Source organism: Anaeromyxobacter oryzae, assembly GCF_023169945.1.
In the GTDB taxonomy this organism is placed as follows: domain Bacteria; phylum Myxococcota; class Myxococcia; order Myxococcales; family Anaeromyxobacteraceae; genus Anaeromyxobacter; species Anaeromyxobacter oryzae.
Map to the genome: position 1 here is coordinate 1,706,995 of NZ_AP025591.1, position 12,724 is coordinate 1,719,718.

The 12,724-nt window shown below is 72.1% G+C and carries 14 protein-coding genes; 3 read left to right on the forward strand and 11 right to left on the reverse strand.

What is annotated here, in order from left to right; all coding sequences use genetic code 11:
- Nucleotides 1–66 precede the first annotated feature (66 nt).
- Together AMOR_RS29675 and AMOR_RS07475 are read left to right on the forward strand one after the other, a co-directional pair.
- Nucleotides 67–1,107, forward strand: coding sequence for a hypothetical protein (locus tag AMOR_RS29675; protein WP_263009838.1), 1,041 nt, complete (start codon nucleotides 67–69; stop codon nucleotides 1,105–1,107).
- A gap of 364 nt (nucleotides 1,108–1,471) precedes the next feature.
- Entirely contained in the window at nucleotides 1,472–1,612 is a 141-nt protein-coding gene (locus AMOR_RS07475) for a hypothetical protein (RefSeq protein ID WP_248360170.1), read from the forward strand.
- Between the two features lie 25 nt (nucleotides 1,613–1,637).
- Here the strand turns inward: AMOR_RS07475 and AMOR_RS07480 are convergent, their stop codons facing one another.
- The 6 genes from AMOR_RS07480 to AMOR_RS07505 all read right to left on the reverse strand — a co-directional run bounded on the left by AMOR_RS07480 (nucleotide 1,638) and on the right by AMOR_RS07505 (nucleotide 7,650).
- Nucleotides 1,638–2,570: an acetamidase/formamidase family protein gene (locus tag AMOR_RS07480; protein WP_248360171.1), complete on the reverse strand. Its 933-nt coding sequence runs from the start codon at nucleotides 2,568–2,570 to the stop codon at nucleotides 1,638–1,640.
- Nucleotides 2,571–2,599: 29 nt separating this feature from the next.
- The gene (locus AMOR_RS07485; RefSeq protein ID WP_248360172.1) at nucleotides 2,600–3,319 is read right to left on the reverse strand and encodes an ABC transporter ATP-binding protein; all 720 of its coding nucleotides are present in this window, start codon (nucleotides 3,317–3,319) and stop codon (nucleotides 2,600–2,602) included.
- Nucleotides 3,320–3,322: 3 nt separating this feature from the next.
- The gene (locus AMOR_RS07490; RefSeq protein ID WP_248360173.1) at nucleotides 3,323–4,060 is read right to left on the reverse strand and encodes an ABC transporter ATP-binding protein; all 738 of its coding nucleotides are present in this window, start codon (nucleotides 4,058–4,060) and stop codon (nucleotides 3,323–3,325) included.
- Nucleotides 4,057–5,145 carry an ABC transporter permease subunit gene (locus AMOR_RS07495; protein WP_248360174.1) on the reverse strand — a complete coding sequence of 363 codons (1,089 nt, stop codon included), beginning with the start codon at nucleotides 5,143–5,145 and terminating at the stop codon, nucleotides 4,057–4,059. Before AMOR_RS07495 ends, AMOR_RS07490 begins: the two co-directional genes overlap by 4 nt.
- Nucleotides 5,142–6,041, reverse strand: coding sequence for an ABC transporter permease subunit (locus tag AMOR_RS07500; protein WP_248360175.1), 900 nt, complete (start codon nucleotides 6,039–6,041; stop codon nucleotides 5,142–5,144). The genes AMOR_RS07495 and AMOR_RS07500 overlap by 4 nt, the downstream gene beginning before the upstream one ends.
- Nucleotides 6,042–6,129: 88 nt before the next feature.
- Complete coding sequence (locus AMOR_RS07505; protein WP_248360177.1) at nucleotides 6,130–7,650, reverse strand: ABC transporter substrate-binding protein; 1,521 nt, start codon at nucleotides 7,648–7,650, stop codon at nucleotides 6,130–6,132.
- A 624-nt stretch (nucleotides 7,651–8,274) separates the two neighbouring features.
- Here AMOR_RS07505 and AMOR_RS07510 point away from each other — a divergent pair.
- A complete protein-coding gene (locus tag AMOR_RS07510) occupies nucleotides 8,275–8,712 on the forward strand; it encodes a hypothetical protein (protein ID WP_248360179.1) in 438 nt (145 codons plus the stop codon).
- Nucleotides 8,713–8,733: 21 nt separating this feature from the next.
- Here AMOR_RS07510 and AMOR_RS07515 read toward each other — a convergent pair whose 3' ends face one another.
- The 5 genes from AMOR_RS07515 to AMOR_RS07535 all read right to left on the reverse strand — a co-directional run bounded on the left by AMOR_RS07515 (nucleotide 8,734) and on the right by AMOR_RS07535 (nucleotide 12,688).
- On the reverse strand, nucleotides 8,734–9,672 hold the full coding sequence (locus AMOR_RS07515) for a hypothetical protein (RefSeq protein WP_248360181.1): 939 nt from the start codon (nucleotides 9,670–9,672) through the stop codon (nucleotides 8,734–8,736).
- Between the two features lie 63 nt (nucleotides 9,673–9,735).
- Complete coding sequence (locus tag AMOR_RS07520; protein WP_248360183.1) at nucleotides 9,736–10,581, reverse strand: phosphatase PAP2 family protein; 846 nt, start codon at nucleotides 10,579–10,581, stop codon at nucleotides 9,736–9,738.
- A gap of 148 nt (nucleotides 10,582–10,729) precedes the next feature.
- Nucleotides 10,730–11,182, reverse strand: a complete 453-nt coding sequence (locus AMOR_RS07525) for an arsenate reductase ArsC (protein ID WP_248360185.1) — start codon at nucleotides 11,180–11,182, stop codon at nucleotides 10,730–10,732.
- 4 nt (nucleotides 11,183–11,186) lie between these two features.
- Nucleotides 11,187–12,326 (reverse strand): ACR3 family arsenite efflux transporter, encoded by a 1,140-nt coding sequence (gene arsB, locus AMOR_RS07530; protein WP_248360187.1) that lies wholly within the window; start codon nucleotides 12,324–12,326, stop codon nucleotides 11,187–11,189.
- An 11-nt stretch (nucleotides 12,327–12,337) separates the two neighbouring features.
- Nucleotides 12,338–12,688, reverse strand: coding sequence for an ArsR/SmtB family transcription factor (locus tag AMOR_RS07535; RefSeq protein WP_248360189.1), 351 nt, complete (start codon nucleotides 12,686–12,688; stop codon nucleotides 12,338–12,340).
- Nucleotides 12,689–12,724 lie beyond the last annotated feature (36 nt).

Below are 12,724 nucleotides of genomic sequence, written 5' to 3' on the forward strand. Positions count from 1 at the left end.
CCGCCCCCTCGTCTCGCGGTGGCGCGCTCCGGCGCAGCGCGCGCCGGCGGGTGTATCCTCGGAATCATGTGGAGGATCTCGGTCGCGCTCGTGGCGTTCGTCACGTTCGGCTGCACCACCATCCGCGTCCCGGCGAGCTCGCTCGGCGAGCGGCTCGCGCCGCCGGCCGGCGCCATCGCGGAGCCGCAGGTCGAGCTCTGGCTCGAGAGCGCGAAGCCCGTGGACGAGGCGGAGGCGGAGGAGGCGCGGCAGCTCGTCCGCTCCGCGCTCGGCACCGCGCTCGCGGGCCGCGAGATCTCCCCCGGCGCCCTCGGCGCCGCCGATCCCCTGCTGCTCGTCCGTGCGCGGGCGGTGGCCCGGACCGCGTCGCACCGCTCGGACCAGCGGGCCGCGACCGTCGCGCTGGTCGTCGGCATCGTCGTGGTCGTGGCGGCCGTCATCGCCATCGTGGTCCTCTCGAAGAGCGCCCCGAAGACGCACCCCCCCGCGACGGCCCGGCAGGGCGGAACCGCTTCGGCACCCGCGCCGCGCGTCTCGGTCCCGGCGCCGCGGCCGGGCGTGGCGTCCGGGCGCGTCGCGCGCCCGGTCCCGACCCCGGGCTTCCAGCCCGTCCCCGCTCCCGGCGTCCGGCCGGTTCCCGGGCGGCCGTTCGGCTCCGTGCCCCCGCCGCCGGCCTACGGCGTCGCGCCGTGGCACGGCCCGAACGTCTGGATCGGGCTCGACTTCGTCTACGTGTTCCCGCCGCCCGACTACGTCGTGGCGCCGGAGCCCCCCTACCCCGGTGCGCCGCCCGCGGAGGCGTGGGCGGAACCCGCGCCGGTGCCGAGCGACGCCGACGCATGGACGGACGAGGCAGAGCCGGAGCCGATGGTCGAGCTCGCCGTCCCGCCGCCGCCGGAGCTCGCGGTCGAGGACCGCGGCTTCTTCACGGGCGACGAGACCGTGCTCGAGGTGGACCTCTTCGACCACCGGACGGGCGCGCTGCTCTGGACGCGTGTCGCGCGCGACCACGTCGATCCCCGCGACGCCCGCGAGATGACGAAGCTCCTCGATCGTGCGCTCGCGAACCAGCCGTGGATCCGGCGGACCGCAGCGGCGGCGCGCTAGACCGGCTCACGCGCCCGAAGGGCCCCGCGGCTCCGCCGCCGAAGGACGGGGACTCGCCCGCCCGCGGTCGGGGCGGCGACCTGTCGACGCGCGTCGCCGCCGCGCCCGGCGGTCGCGAGACTCCGGCCTGAGCCGATGAGCGGGTCGCCGCGCGGAGGCACCGATATGCGGCAGCATCGTTGGGCCGCGACCCAGGACCTTTCGGACGAGGACGGACACGGCCCTCGAGCTCACGTACGTGTCGCTCCAGCTGGTGGACTGGATGTAGACGCGGCACTTCCTCCGCCAGGGATCGCTCGAGGCGAACCCCTTCCTCGGCGAGCGCCCGGCGCGCGCCACGCTCCTCGCCTACAACCTCGCCAGCATGGGCCTGCACGCGGTCGTGGCGTACCTCCTCCCGCGGCCCTGGCGCACGGCGTGGCAGTGCGTCTGGATCGGCGCGGAGGCGTGGACGGTCGGGGGCAACGTCCTGACCCACGGCGCGCTCCACGTCTCCTTCCCCTGAACGACGCGCCCCGTCGAGATCGACGTCACCGCTGCTTCAGGTACTCCTTCGAGATGCTCGCGCCGATCGTGTACATCGGGTCGACCATGTTCGCGAGGCGGACCTTCCCGACCTCGCTCAGGACGAAGTAGGCGTCCCACCGGTCGAACCCGAACTTGCTCTCGAGCCACTTCACCAGGTCCGCATAGGCGATCCGCGCCGCGTCCTCCATCGGGCGGGCGCTGCCGACGCTCATGATGAAGCGGTCGTTCTCCACCCGCGGCCATTGCAGGTCCCAGCCCTTGACGACGTTCACGGTGAGGGTGGTGATCGTCGCGAACTCGACGGCGACGCCGCACAGCTCGCCGTCACCCTGGGTGGCGTGGCCGTCGCCCAGGTAGAGCAGCGCGCCGGGCACCTTCACGGGCAGGTAGATCGTCGCGCCCGGGCAGACGTCCGGCAGGTCCATGTTGCCGCCGTGCTTCCCGCCGGTGAGCGCGTTGATGGAGTCGATCTGCGGGGACGTGCTGATCGTCCCGAGGAACGGCGTGTACGGGAACGTCATGCCGTTCCAGCGGACCCCGGCCTCCGTGACCTCCATCTTCCAGACCTTCTCCGGCAGCGGCTCGTGGAGCAAGGCGGTGAGATCGGTCCCGCAGAGCCCGCCGAAGTTGGGGATGAGGCACGTCGTCCCGCCCGGCCGGTCCTTCCGCGGGAGGATCGAGTCGATGTGGACGGCGAGCGCGTCGCCCTTCTCCGCGCCCTCGACGTAGATGGGCCCGCTCTGCGGGTTCAGGAACGGGACCTCCAGGACCGAGCTCGGCTTCACCCGCTCGTCCGTGATCCGGCCCTCGAACGCGTCGGCCGTCTCGACCACGACGGTGTCCCCGGGGCGCACCCGCAGGACCGGCTCCGCGTACGGGCCGATGGTGTAGTGGAACTTGCCCTGGGCCTTCTCGGTCAGGTGGTGCGTGGCCATCGTGCTCCTCCTTCCGGACTGCGAGCGACTCACACCGCGAGGTACTCCGCGAGGGCCGCCGGGTCGCTCAGCCTGCGGCGGTCCAGCGTGCCGACGATGCGACCCTTGTCGATCGCGTAGGCGCGCCGGGCGACCTGCGCAATGAGTCGGGTGTTCTGCTCGACGAGCAGGATCGTGACCTTCTCCTCCTCGTTGAGCCGGACGAGCGCGCGGCCGATCTCCTGGATGATGCTGGGCTGGATCCCCATCGACGGCTCGTCGAGGAGCAGCAGCTCGGGACGGCCGACGAGCGCGCGGGCGATGGCGAGCATCTGCTGCTGACCGCCGCTGAAGGTCCCGGCGAGCTGGCGCCGCCGCTCCGCCAGGATGGGGAAGTAGCCGTAGACGAGATCGTAGCGGGGGTGCGACTTGTCCCGGTTGATGGTCTCGCCCATCGCGAGGTTCTCCTCGACGGTCAGGCTCGGGAACACCTCCCGGCCCTGCGGGACGTAGCCGATGCCGCGCGCCGCGCGCTGATCCGGCCGGAGCCGGGCGATGTCCTCGCCCCGGAACGACACCGCGCCCGACATCGCGGGGAGCATCCCCATGATCGCCTTCATCAGGGTGGACTTCCCGACCCCGTTCCTGCCGATGGTCGCGACCATCTCCCCCGGCTCGATGCGCAGCCCGATGCCCTGCAGGATGTCGCCGCTGCCGTAGCCGGCGCGGAGGTCCTCGACGGCGAGGAGCGGCTGGAGCGGGTCGGCCATCTCTCACTGCTCCCCGAGGTAGATGCGCCGGACCTCCTGGTTCGCCTCGATCTCCTGGAGCGTCCCGTCCGCGAAGATGCGGCCGTAGTGCAGCACCGTCACCCCGCGGGCGATGTGGCGGACGAACGCCATGTCGTGCTCGACGACGAGCACCGTGATCCCCTGCCCCGCGAGCCCGAGGACGAACTCCGCCGTGAGCGCGGTCTCCTCGGGCGTCATGCCCGCCGTCGGCTCGTCGAGGAGCAGCAGGTCCGGCCCGGTGGCGAGGGCGAGGCAGACCTCGAGCCACTGCTGGTGGCTGTGGGAGAGCTCGCCCGCCGGCCGCGCGCGCTCGGAGGCGAGGCCGAGGGTGCCGAGCGCCCAGTCGAGCCGCTCGCCCGCGCGGGCGCCGCCGCGCGGGCCTCGCGCGATCGTGAGGTTCTCCCCGACGGTCAGGCCGCGGTAGATCCGCGTCGTCTGGAACTTGAGGCAGATGCCGCGCCGGACGCGCCGGAACGGCGAGAGCGTCGTGACGTCCTCGCCCTTGAAGACGATCCGGCCGCTGTCGGGCCGCTGCAGGCCCGCGAGGAGGCTGAACAGCGTGGACTTGCCGGCGCCGTTGGGGCCGATGAGGCAGCGCAGCTCGCCGGGCGCCACCGCGAGGCTCACGTCGTCGACGGCGCGGATGCCGCCGAACGCCTTCGTGAGGCCCTCGGTGCGGAGCAGCGGCTCGCGCGCCGCGGGGGCGGGGCCGGCCGTCATGACGGCTCCCCCCGCTCCCGCGCCTCGGGCGCGCGGTCCGCCGCCGGCGCGCGCCACCGGCGCCAGGTCCGGGCGAGGGAGACGACGATCCCGGCCGGGAAGAACAGCATCGTCGCGAGGAGCAGCGCGCCCATGATGAGGAAGGCGTACTCGCCGCCCCGGACCGCGAGAGCGTCGGCGAGCCACTTCAGCGCCACGGTGGAGACCGCGACCGCGAGGAGGCTCGTCCGGCCGCCCACGGCGGTCCAGATGACCGGGAGCGTCGCCGCGTAGAGCCCCATGCTCGACGGGTTGATGTAGTTCCCCCACGAGACGTAGAGGATCCCGCTCACGGCGGCGAGGCCCGCCGCGAGGGCGAACACCTGCACCTGCCGGAGCGCGACGTTGTAGCCGAGCATCCGGGTGCGCTCGACGTCGTCGCGCACGGCGACGACGACGTAGCCGTAGTGCGAGTTCACGAGCAGCCGGAGGCCGAGGTACGCGAGGAGCATCGCGACCACGGACAGCAGGTACAGCTCGACCGAGGCGCCGCCGAACTCCAGCGGCCCCACCCGGATCGACGGGATGCCGGTCATTCCGTTGTAGCCGCCGAGGAGGACGTGGCCGACGCGCCACTGGTACCCCGCCGTCTGCCCCATGAACGTCTCGCCGATGAGCGAGAGGACGAGGGTGAGCAGCGGGATGATCCAGGCGCTCACCTCGCCGTAGAACATGAAGTAGCCGAACGCCGCGGCGACGAGCACGGTGACCCCGATCGCGCCGCCGACCGCGATCAGGGAGCCGCCGGGGGTGAGGGCGAGGTTCTGCGCGATGATGCCGTACAGGTAGCCCGACATCCCGAAGAAGGCGCCCTGCCCGAAGCTCAGGATCCCGCCGTATCCCCAGAGCAGCGCCAGCCCGAGCCCCATCGGTACGTAGACGAAGAAGTTGGCGAGGTTCGACAGGAGGAACGGCGAGCCGCCGATCGGGAACGCCAGCAGCCCGGCAGCGACGACCGCGAACACGATCCAGAACGCGCCTCCGCGGCCCAGGTCCTGGGGGCCGTTCAGGCGGGACCCGATCCCGGAGCGTCCCGGCGCGCTCATGTGCGCGCCGCCGCCATCCGCCGACGCTGCAGGTCCGCGAAGTACCCGGACAGCCCGCGGGGCAGGAACCGGATGATGACGAGCGCCGCGATGAGCAGCCCGATGCGCCCGGCGAAGGTGCCGAGCGCGCTCGAGAGCGGCGTCGAGATCAGCGCGAGCAGCGCGGCGCTCGTGAGCGCGCCGAGGATGGGGTTCGCGCCGCCGCCGACCACCACCGTGATGAAGGCCACGTCCACGAACGTCGTGCCCATGAGCGGGACGATGGTGGTGGTGGGGGCGTACAGCGCGCCCGTGAGCCCGGCCAGGGCCGAGCCGGCCCCGAACGTGTACAGGTAGATGCGCCGGGTGTCGACGCCGAGCGCCTGCGCCATCGCGGCGTTCTGCATCGTGGCGCGCGTGTGCACGCCGAGGCGCGTCCGGTAGAACACCCACCAGGCGGCGACCACGACGACGATCGACGCCGCGAACAGCAGGAGCCGGTAGCCGCCGAACGAGTACCCGGCGTACGACAGGGTCCACTCCGGGAGCGGCACCGCGATGAGCGAGGGCCCGAGGACGAGCAGCATGCCCTGGCTCAGGATGAGGCTGATTCCCCAGGTCGCGACCAGGGCCCCGAGCTTGTCCCGGTAGAAGCGCCGGATGACCGTCCGCTCGAGCACCATCCCGAACGTCCCCACCACGACCACGCTCAGCAGCATGCAGAGCGGCAGCGGCAGGTGCGCGCGGTGATACGCGAGCGTCGTCACGTACGCCCCGAGCATGATGAGCTCGCCGTGCGCCAGGTTGATGACGTCGACGACGCCCAGGATGATCATGAGCCCGAGCGCGGCGAGGAGCAGGAACGCGAGGTTGTCCGCGTACTGGTACAGCAGGCTCACGAGATAGGGGACGCTCATCGCGAGGGCTCCCGGTGCCGGACCGTCCGCCCCTCCCGCCGGACCGGTCGCCGCCGCGACGCGGCGGCCGGTCCGCGGCGAGGATCCGCTACGTCTTCTTCTTCTGGAACATCTTGAAGAACGGATCCTCGTCCGGGATGTACTGCTTGTACTCCGGCGTCCGCACGAGGTTCACGCCGAGTCGCCGCGTCCACCACGGCTCGATGTGCGGCCACTCGGTCATGAACGTGATGTCGTGCTTCGCGTCGCAGCGGGCCAGCCGGATGTACTGGCTGAGGTGGTGCGTCGCCGGATCCATGGCGACCCAGCCCGCCGGCGCCTCGACGCCGATGCCCGACTCGAGGGCCTTGATGACGGTCGCCTTGTCCGTCGTGCCCGCGAGCCGCACCGCCTTCGCGTAGAGGTGCGTCGCCACGTACGCGCTGTGGCCCTCCATCGCCATGTACGGCTCGTCCGGGAACATGGTGCGCCACCGCTTCACGAACAGCCGGTTCCGCGGCGTCGGGATCTCCTCCATGTAGCTCGCCGTGACATGGAACCGGTTCAGGGCGGGCGGCGCGAAGCGGCGGTGCTCGTAGCCCTGGGCGATGTTGATCGAGGACCCCATCGGGAACTGCAGCCCGGCGGCGTTCGCCTGCGGGTAGAAGTTCGAGTGGTTCTGGCCGGTGATGTACATCATCAGCCAGCTCGGCTTCGCCTGCTGGATCTTCGCGATGCTGGAGCTGAACTGCGACACGCTCAGCGGGATGAACTCCTCGCCGATGACCTCCGCGTTGAGGAGCGGCGCCATCGCGCGCGTCCACGCGGCGCTGAGCTGGCCGAAGTTGTAGTCGGCGGCGAGCGTGTAGATCCGCGGCCCGAAGTTCTTGATCATGTACTGCATGACCGGGACGATCTGCTGCTCCGGGACCGCGCCGGTGCAGAACGTGTTCTTGTCGGCGACGCCGCCCTCGTACTGGTTGTTGTAGAAGTACAGCATCTTGTTCTGATCCATGATCGGCCGGATCGCCTCGCGCTCGGCGCTCGCGAACCCGGCCATGATCACGTCGACCTTCTCGTCCAGGATCAACCGGCGCGCCAGCGCCTGGAACTGCGTGTTGTCCGACTGCGGATCGGGCGCGATGAGCTCGATCTTGCGCCCGAGGACGCCCTGCTCCCCGGACTTGACGAGGTACTCCGCCGACTCCGTCCAGACGACGTCGTCCCGCGACGGCGGCCCGCCGGCGTCGACGGTCGCCTTGATGTTCTCGGTGGGCGGCTTCGGGGCGACCTTCGCGTGGACGCCGGGCCCTCCTGGCCCCTGCACGCCGCCGTCGAGCGTCCAGCCCTCGTTGATCTCCTTCAGCGCGAGCTGGGTGCCGTGCCACTTGTTGAGGCCGAAGATCGCGAAGTTCCCGGAGCGGTCCTCGAGGAGACCGAACTTGATCGGGCCGGGGCCCTGGCCGCGCACGACGGCCGGCGCGCCGAGGATCCCGACCCCGGCCGCGGTCACCGCCGCCGCCTTCATGAAGTCGCGCCGGGTGAGCCCGCCGGAGGGCTGCGTCCCGGCGGCGGCCGGGTCGTTCGTGGATGACGTGGAGACAATGGGTTCGTGGGCGTCGGTCTTCATGGCGTTCGCCTTCCGTGATTTGATTTGCGGTGCAACCACCTTCCGGGAGCGGCTGCGAGGCGCGCGCGAGCGACGATTCCGCCGAGCGTGGTGAGCGCGGCAGGCAGGAGGCACGTGGAGTGTGTCTCCAGCGGAAGCGCGGCGCGTCGGCTCCTGCGGGGCGTCGCGGTACGGCGCGGCGCGTCGGGCCGGCGCGGCTCTCGGGCGGGGAGGACGCATCGGGGTAGGCCTTGCGGCCGAGCGAGCGTGAAGGCGTCCGTTCGTGCCGCAGCGTGGCGGAGGGACCTCGAATGACGATTAGCCGCCGCGGCCTCTCGCGACACTCCCGGTTCACGGAGGGTGGGCACCTCTCCGGCGCCGGCTCCTGGACGGTCGGCGCTCCGTTCCACGTCGGGCCGAGGGGGGTCGATCAGGGCGTCGATGGGTCCGCGCGAGCCTCTGCACGCTCGCGCTCCTGGCGTGCTCGGGGGAATGCCTGGGCGGTGATCGACCACGACGGGACGTTCGCGGTCGCGAGGTCACGAGGGCGGCGGAGACGGGCGCCCTGGCGCATCGTGCCGCAGCCTGCCGGAGGGCCTCGAATGGCGCTTTGGCGCCCGGCGGGCACGCCACGAGACTCACGACATGCGAAGACCACCCCCGCGCTTCACGCTCGCGCTCCTGTGCTGCCTGCCCGCGTGTCTGTGCGGCGCGCCGAAGCTCTCGAGCCCTTACGCGCGCAGCGTCGCCGAGATCCTCGACCGCGTGCACTCGAAGTACGTGGGCGTCGTCGGCGCGTGCGGCCAGAGCCTCGACGCGTGCGCCGTGGGCGGGCGCGAGCTCGTGCGCGCCGCCGAGCTGGCGAAGGGCGACGTGGCCCGGCTGGAGAAGCCGGAGGGTGCGTCGCCAAGCCGGCGCCAGGTGCTGGCCGCCCTCGACGGCTGGATCTGCGCAGGGGAGGCGATGGAGGCCATCTACTGGGACCGGAGCCAGGAGGGCGCCCTGCGCGGCATGCAGGAGGCCTCGCGCGCCGCCGGGGACGCCGTGAGGCTCGAGGCTGCCGCGCTGCTCGCGAGCGACTGACGGCCGCGACGCGCCGCCTCGTCACGCGAACGGCTCGTGGAGCGCGTGGTACTGGAAGAGGCGCGGCCTCGGTGCCGGGCGACGGGGGATGCGGTCCTCGCCCAGCACGCATCGCAGCACGACGCGCGCGGCAGCAGCGCTGTCGACCAGCGGCTCCTCGACGGCCTTCTGCGCGGCGTACGAGCCGTGGACGTCCGCGTCCGGCAGGCGGCGAAGCGCTGCGGCCGCCTCCGGCTCGCCCCAGGCCCGGAGCTGCCGCCCGAAGAAGCACCGGAGCGCCGCAGCCCGGGGATCCGCCGACGGCACCACGTCCGCCGGTGCGGCGGGGGGCGGGACCGCCTCCACGTCCGCGAGCGCCGTCGCGAGCTGCGAGCCGTGATCGGCGTGCCCTCCGGGAGCATTTCCTCGTCCGCAGGCGCCGGCGAACGCAGGCCACAGCTCCGGGCGTCCGCCGAGGAGAGCGCGCGCGTAGGAAAGGGCGGCGTCGCGCCCGAGGCGCACGGCGAGGTACGGAACGATCACGCGGGGCTCGACCAGGCCGGGGACGTAGCGGCGGGAGGTCTCGGACAGCACCGTCTCCGGGCTCTCCATGAGCTCGAGGAACTCCAGGCGCTTCATCACGAGGTCGGCCAGCGCGTCGGCGTCGCCGGGGACGGCGATGTTCGAGCGTTGCCACGACCCGTCGAACTCGGGGCCGTCGAGGAAGCCTCCCGCCGCCCACCCCGGCGACTGCGCCCGCACGGCGGCGTCCTCGAAGCCCAGCGACACGGAGCAGGCCACGTGACCTTCCGTGTTCCGCTGGCTCGACGAGAACCCGACGCGGTGGACGTTCTTGCCACGCCGCCGGACGAGGTCGCCCTTCGCACGCGGGGCGAAGCCGCTCGGCGCGAGCAGGTCCGCGACGCGGCGGCGGAAGTCGTCGGTGACCACGGCGGGTCTGCGAAGATCGATCGCCGGCATCGGTCCAGCCTACCCGATGCGCGACGCCGCGGTCGAAGACCGGACCCACCCGCTCACGGACCCTCACCAGACGAGGGCGAATCCCCCCGCCGCGGGGCGCAGCTGGACGGCGGCCTGCTTGCTGGGATGGAACAAGTGCGGCACGGCCCAGCCCACGAGGCTCCCCACGGCCGCGCCCGCGAGCACGTCGGTCAGGTAGTGCGCGTCGGCGGCGATCCGGAGGTAGCCGACGAGGCCTGCTCCGGCGAACGAAACAGCGGTTGCGAGCCCGGCGTCGGGAGCGTCCTGCGACAGGAGCAGGGTCGACGACGACGCGGCGATCGCGAACGCGAACGTCGTGTGGCCGGAGAAGAACGACAGGTTGCCGTTGTGCGATTCCTTCGTCTCGCCGAGCCACACGGACGGTCGCGCCCGGCCCACCGCGTACTTCACGCCCGTGTCGAGGAGCATCGCGATGCTGGTCGCCTCGGTGATGAGGAGGACGTTCACCATCCCCAGCTTCGGGTCACCGCGGCGGTAGCCGTCGAGGAGCGCGTTTCCGAGCACGCCGACCCCGACCACCACCTGCAGCACGTCCGACGCCGTCGCGGCCGCTGTGGTGTCGCTCCATCCGAGCGCTCGCGTCACGTCCGCGTCGAACCCGGGCGGCGTGCACCAGCGACAGTGCAGCGGCGCGAGCTGCTGCTCCAGCGCGAGCAGCGTCAGCGTTCCGCCCCCGGCGACCGCCGTGACGGCGAGGTCCGTCCCGAGATCGTACGAGGGCCACGACGTCGTCACGCCCTCCGCGCGCGCCGGCCTCGCCGGCCCGAGGGCGAGGGCGAGGGCCAGGGCGAGGGCGAGTCCGGCGAGCGGGCGCCGCGCGAGAGCGACGGAGCGCGGTGCGATGGCGTGGGCGGGAGGTAGGTTCATCGCGTGGCACCTCCGCACGGGTCTCGTACAGGGCTCGTCGGGTCCGACGATCTTCGTGATCGTCTCCGGGACTTTCGAGCACCTGCAGGGGAGGATGTCCGCTCGTCGCGATCGGGGGCTCGTTCGGCCGGATTGCCGGCCCTCGGCCCTACCGGCCGAAGACGACCGAGAGCCGGCGACGAAGCTCGTCGCGGACGCCGCGGAACGCCCGGAGCTGCTCCTCCTCCGTGCTCCCCGCACCGGCGGGATCGGGCAGCGCCCAGTGAACGCGCCGCGCCTCGCCGAGGAACACCGGGCAGACCTCCTCGGCACACAGCGTGATCACGGCGTCGACCCCCTCGGGCGAGATCGACTCGACGCCCTTCGAGCGGTGCCCGCGGAGGTCGACGCCGATCTCGTCGAGCGCGCGGATCGCGAGGGGGTTCACCCGCGACGGCCTCGAGCCCGCGGACGAGACGGTCACCCCGGCCGGCGCCAGCGATCGGGCGATCCCTTCGGCCATCTGGCTCCGCGCGGAGTTCGCGACGCACAGGAACACAACGTGGCGGGGCGCGAGCCTCCTGAGCTCGTCCGCCTCGGCGCGCCAGCTCTCCGACGTCACCGGCTCACCTCGACGCCGACGACGCGGGGAAGGTGCCCGCGCAGCTCTTCACGCCGCCGACCTCCGCGGTCTCACCCGGGAAGAACCGGTCCCGGAGGCGCAGGGCCACGTTCACGAGCCCGATGAGCACCGGCACCTCGACGAGGGGTCCGATGACCGCGGCGAACGCCGCGCCGTGGCCCATGCCGAAGGTGGCGACCGCGACCGCGATCGCGAGCTCGAAGTTGTTGGACGCGGCGGTGAACGACAGCGTCGCCGTCTGCCCGTACGTCGCGCCCACCTTCCGGCTCATCCAGAACGACACGAAGAACATCACGAGGAAGTAGACGAGGAGCGGGATCGCGATCCGCACCACGTCGAGCGGCACGTGCACGATCGTCTCGCCCTTGAGCGAGAACATCACCACGATCGTGAAGAGGAGCGCGACGAGGGTGACGGGCGAGATGCGCGGGATGAAGACCTTCCGGTACCACTCCTCGCCCTTCAGCGCGCGGAGGCCGAACCGGCTCGCCATGCCGGCGAGGAACGGGACGCCGAGGTAGACGAAGACGCTCCGCGCGATCTCGCCGATCGTGATGTGGACCTCGGCCCCGCGCAGCCCCAGCCAGCCCGGCAGCACCGTGATGAACAGCCAGGCGTAGACCGAGAAGAACAGCACCTGGAAGATGGAGTTGAACGCGACGAGGCCGGCGCAGTACTCGGTGTCGCCCTTCGCGAGGTCGTTCCAGACGATGACCATCGCGATGCAGCGGGCGAGGCCGATCAGGATGAGCCCGACCATGTACTCCGGCCGATCGCGCAGGAACACGACGGCCAGCGCGAACATGAGCAGCGGCCCGACGACCCAGTTCTGCACGAGCGAGAGCCCGAGCACCCTGCCGTTCCGGAAGACGCGCGGCAGCTCCTCGTAGCGGACCTTGGCGAGCGGCGGGTACATCATGAGGACGAGGCCGACCGCGATCGGGAGCGACGTCGTGCCCACGCTCAGCCGGTCGAGGGCGGGGACCACGCCGGGTACCGCCCAGCCGAGCGCGATGCCGGCGCCCATGGCGAGGAAGATCCAGAGGGTCAGGTAGCGGTCGAGGAACGAGAGCCGGCGGGCGACGCTGGCGCGCGCGGGAACGGCGAGGGCGGCTTCGGACATGCGCTGGACTCCTACAGGCTTCCGACGAGGGACTTGAGCCGGCGCAGCGCCCGGGGCTCGATGCAGTAGCAGACCCGCGGCCCGTCGATCTCGCCGCGGATCAGGCCCGCGTCCTTGAGCACCTTCAGGTGCTGGGAGACGGTGGACTGCGCGAGCGGGAGCTCGTCCACGATGTCGCCGCACACGCACGCCTCGCGCCGCGCGAGGAGCCTCAGGATCTGGACGCGCGCGGGATGCCCGACGGCCTTCGCGAGCGCCGCGAGCTCCTCGTCCGCCTCGGTGCCCTCCACCGGCCTGAGATCGGGTTCCTCCCGCACGGGCGCGGGTCCGCAGCCGGGGATCGCCTTGGGGGTGGGAGTCATGGCATCGGTTCTTTACGATGCCTGGCCCCGTTCGGC

What these genes read in the sequence shown, in the direction of transcription:
- AMOR_RS07480 (WP_248360171.1), bottom strand. Translation starts at nt 2,570, where the DNA reads ATGGCCACGCACCACCTGACCGAGAAGGCCCAGGGCAAGTTCCACTAC.
- AMOR_RS07485 (WP_248360172.1), bottom strand. Translation starts at nt 3,319, where the DNA reads ATGGCCGACCCGCTCCAGCCGCTCCTCGCCGTCGAGGACCTCCGCGCC.
- AMOR_RS29675 (WP_263009838.1), top strand. Translation starts at nt 67, where the DNA reads ATGTGGAGGATCTCGGTCGCGCTCGTGGCGTTCGTCACGTTCGGCTGC.
- arsB (WP_248360187.1), bottom strand. Translation starts at nt 12,326, where the DNA reads ATGTCCGAAGCCGCCCTCGCCGTTCCCGCGCGCGCCAGCGTCGCCCGC.
- AMOR_RS07510 (WP_248360179.1), top strand. Translation starts at nt 8,275, where the DNA reads ATGCGAAGACCACCCCCGCGCTTCACGCTCGCGCTCCTGTGCTGCCTG.
- AMOR_RS07490 (WP_248360173.1), bottom strand. Translation starts at nt 4,060, where the DNA reads ATGACGGCCGGCCCCGCCCCCGCGGCGCGCGAGCCGCTGCTCCGCACC.
- AMOR_RS07495 (WP_248360174.1), bottom strand. Translation starts at nt 5,145, where the DNA reads ATGAGCGCGCCGGGACGCTCCGGGATCGGGTCCCGCCTGAACGGCCCC.
- AMOR_RS07520 (WP_248360183.1), bottom strand. Translation starts at nt 10,581, where the DNA reads ATGAACCTACCTCCCGCCCACGCCATCGCACCGCGCTCCGTCGCTCTC.
- AMOR_RS07500 (WP_248360175.1), bottom strand. Translation starts at nt 6,041, where the DNA reads ATGAGCGTCCCCTATCTCGTGAGCCTGCTGTACCAGTACGCGGACAAC.
- AMOR_RS07535 (WP_248360189.1), bottom strand. Translation starts at nt 12,688, where the DNA reads ATGACTCCCACCCCCAAGGCGATCCCCGGCTGCGGACCCGCGCCCGTG.
- AMOR_RS07515 (WP_248360181.1), bottom strand. Translation starts at nt 9,672, where the DNA reads ATGCCGGCGATCGATCTTCGCAGACCCGCCGTGGTCACCGACGACTTC.
- AMOR_RS07475 (WP_248360170.1), top strand. Translation starts at nt 1,472, where the DNA reads ATGGGCCTGCACGCGGTCGTGGCGTACCTCCTCCCGCGGCCCTGGCGC.
- AMOR_RS07505 (WP_248360177.1), bottom strand. Translation starts at nt 7,650, where the DNA reads ATGAAGACCGACGCCCACGAACCCATTGTCTCCACGTCATCCACGAAC.